Here is a 3298-nt window from a genome sequence, read left to right on the forward strand (position 1 = left end):
CACTGTCTTTTTCTGGATCAAATCAAGCGCGAGAAGGGCGTTTGGTGGATGCCTTGGCAGTAAGAGGCGATGAAAGACGTGATACCCTGCGATAAGCTTGGGGGAGCCGGGAATAGGCTTTGATCCCAAGATCTCTGAATGGGGGAACCCACCTGACAGATCGTTATTGTTACCTTTGGTACTCAATAATGGTTTGAACCAGGTACTTAAGGACTGAATACATAGGTCTTTAAGAGCAAACCCGGGGAACTGAAACATCTAAGTACCCGGAGGAAAGGACATCAATAGAGACTCCGTTAGTAGTGGCGAGCGAACGCGGACCAGCCGAGCCTGATGAGTGACCAGAATGCGTTGGGAAACGCAGCCAGAGCGGGTGACAGCCCCGTATGGGAAGCTCTGAGGGACGTATTAAGTAGGGCGGGACACGTGAAATCCTGTTCGAAGATCGGAGGACCACCTCCGAAGGCTAAGTACTCCTTACTGACCGATAGCGAACCAGTACCGTGAGGGAAAGGTGAAAAGCACCCCGGCGAGGGGAGTGAAACAGTACCTGAAACCGAACGCCTACAATCAGTTGGAGGCCCCTTGAGGGCTGACAGCGTACCTTTTGTATAATGGGTCATCGACTTGGTCTCACGAGCAAGCTTAAACCGCTAGGTGTAGGCGCAGCGAAAGCGAGTCTTAATAGGGCGCATGAGTTCGTGGGATCAGACCCGAAACCGAGTGATCTAGGCATGGCCAGGTTGAAGGTGCGGTAACACGCACTGGAGGACCGAACCCACATCCGTTGAAAAGGATCGGGATGAGCTGTGCCTAGGGGTGAAAGGCCAATCAAACTCGGAGATAGCTGGTTCTCTGCGAAATCTATTTAGGTAGAGCGTCATCCGAATACCCCGGGGGGTAGAGCACTGGATGGGTAATGGGGCCCCACAGGCTTACTGATCCTAACCAAACTCCGAATACCCGGGAGTACTAGATGGCAGACACACGGCGGATGCTAACGTCCGTCGTGGAGAGGGAAACAACCCTGACCTCCGGCTAAGGCCCCCAATTCATGGCTAAGTGGGAAAGCAGGTGAGACGTCCAAAACAACCAGGAGGTTGGCTTAGAAGCAGCCATCCTTTAAAGATAGCGTAACAGCTCACTGGTCTAATCAAGATGTCTTGCGGCGAAGATGTAACGGGGCTCAAGCCATGAGCCGAAGCCGAGGATGCACATAGTGCATGGTAGCAGAGCGTAGTGTGACATAGTCTCATTCCTCCTTAGTATCTTCGGATACATTGGAGGAGAGAGGCTTTCGATGAAGCCGGGGCGTGAGCCATCCGGTGGAGAGATCACTAGCGAGAATGATGACATGAGTAGCGACAAAGAGTGTGAGAGACACTCTCGCCGAAAGTCCAAGGGTTCCTGCTTAAAGCTAATCTGAGCAGGGTAAGCCGGCCCCTAAGCCGAGGCCGAAAGGCGTAGGCGATGGGAACTAGGTTAATATTCCTAGGCCAGGAGGATGTGACGGATCATGAAGGTTGTTCGCCCTTATCGGATTGGGCGGGCCGCTGATTGGTCCCTGGAAATAGCCCTCCATCAGACCGTACCCTAAACCGACACAGGTGGACTGGTAGAGCATACCAAGGCGCTTGAGAGAACGATGTTGAAGGAACTCGGCAAAATACCTCCGTAAGTTCGCGAGAAGGAGGCCCGGGTTCAAGGCAACTTGGATCCGGGGGCACAAACCAGGGGGTGGCGACTGTTTATTAAAAACACAGGGCTCTGCGAAGCCGTAAGGCGACGTATAGGGTCTGACGCCTGCCCGGTGCCTGAAGGTTAAAAGGAGGGGTGAGAGCTCCGAATTGAAGCCCAGGTAAACGGCGGCCGTAACTATAACGGTCCTAAGGTAGCGAAATTCCTTGTCGGGTAAGTTCCGACCTGCACGAATGGCGTAACGACTTCCCCGCTGTCTCCAACATCGACTCAGCGAAATTGAATTGCCTGTCAAGATGCAGGCTTCCCGCGGTTAGACGGAAAGACCCCGTGCACCTTTACTACAGCTTCGCACTGGCATCAGGATTGTGATGTGCAGGATAGGTGGTAGGCATCGAAGCCGGGACGCAAGTCCCGGTGGAGCCTCCCTTGAGATACCACCCTTCGCACTCTTGATGTCTAACCGCGGTCCGTTATCCGGATCCGGGACCCTGCGTGGCGGGTAGTTTGACTGGGGCGGTCGCCTCCTAAAGAGTAACGGAGGCGCGCGAAGGTTGGCTCAGAGCGGTCGGAAATCGCTCGTTGAGTGCAATGGCAGAAGCCAGCCTGACTGCAAGACTGACAAGTCGAGCAGAGACGAAAGTCGGCCATAGTGATCCGGTGGTCCCGCGTGGAAGGGCCATCGCTCAACGGATAAAAGGTACGCCGGGGATAACAGGCTGATACTGCCCAAGAGTCCATATCGACGGCAGTGTTTGGCACCTCGATGTCGGCTCATCTCATCCTGGGGCTGGAGCAGGTCCCAAGGGTACGGCTGTTCGCCGTTTAAAGAGGTACGTGAGCTGGGTTTAGAACGTCGTGAGACAGTTCGGTCCCTATCTGCCGTGGGTGTAGGATACTTGAGAGGAGTTGCCCCTAGTACGAGAGGACCGGGGTGAACGATCCACTGGTGGACCTGTTGTTGCGCCAGCAGCAGTGCAGGGTAGCTATGATCGGACAGGATAACCGCTGAAGGCATCTAAGCGGGAAGCCCCCCTCAAAACAAGGTATCCCTGAGGGCCGTGGAAGACCACCACGCCGATAGGCCGGAGGTGTAAGCGCAGCAATGCGTTCAGCTGACCGGTACTAATCGCCCGATAGGCTTGATTTGATCCAGTAACAGACAGTGTTACGGACACAGAAAGCAAACACATCCCTAACTGAACCTGGACAACGTTGATTGTAACCGACGCAGGTTGTTGTGCCTGCCGCTACCCGGCGGTGACATAACAACCGGGCGGCAACGCGCATTTGCTGAAGCAAATACGCTGCCTGCCGCTCGCCAGCCTTGCTCCGCAAGGCCGTCGGAGTTGGATTTTTCTTGGTTTGGTGGCTACAGCACAAGTGAAACACCCGGTCCCATCCCGAACCCGGAAGTTAAGCACTGTCGCGCCGATGGTACTTGGGCTCAAGCCCTGGGAGAGTAGGTCACCGCCAAACCTAGTAAAATCCAAACATCTCTCTAAACGATACAAAAACACCTGACGCGGGATGGAGCAGCCAGGTAGCTCGTCAGGCTCATAACCTGAAGGTCGCAGGTTCAAATCCTGCTCCCGCAACC

At 54.7% G+C, this 3298-nt stretch carries 1 tRNA gene and 2 rRNA genes; all 3 read left to right on the forward strand.

Going from position 1 to position 3298, the window contains the following annotated elements:
• The first annotated feature begins 20 nt into the window (after positions 1 to 20).
• The 3 genes from RA21_RS19950 (at position 21) to RA21_RS19960 (ending at position 3296) form a co-directional block, all read left to right on the forward strand.
• Positions 21 to 2848: ribosomal RNA gene (locus RA21_RS19950) — 23S ribosomal RNA — on the forward strand.
• A 214-nt stretch (positions 2849 to 3062) separates the two neighbouring features.
• Positions 3063 to 3177 (forward strand): 5S ribosomal RNA (rrf, locus tag RA21_RS19955).
• A 45-nt stretch (positions 3178 to 3222) separates the two neighbouring features.
• Positions 3223 to 3296: transfer RNA gene (locus RA21_RS19960), tRNA-Met, on the forward strand.
• The last annotated feature ends 2 nt before the right edge of the window (positions 3297 to 3298 follow it).

It is taken from the genome of Leisingera sp. ANG-DT, from assembly GCF_000813785.1.
Lineage (GTDB): Bacteria > Pseudomonadota > Alphaproteobacteria > Rhodobacterales > Rhodobacteraceae > Leisingera.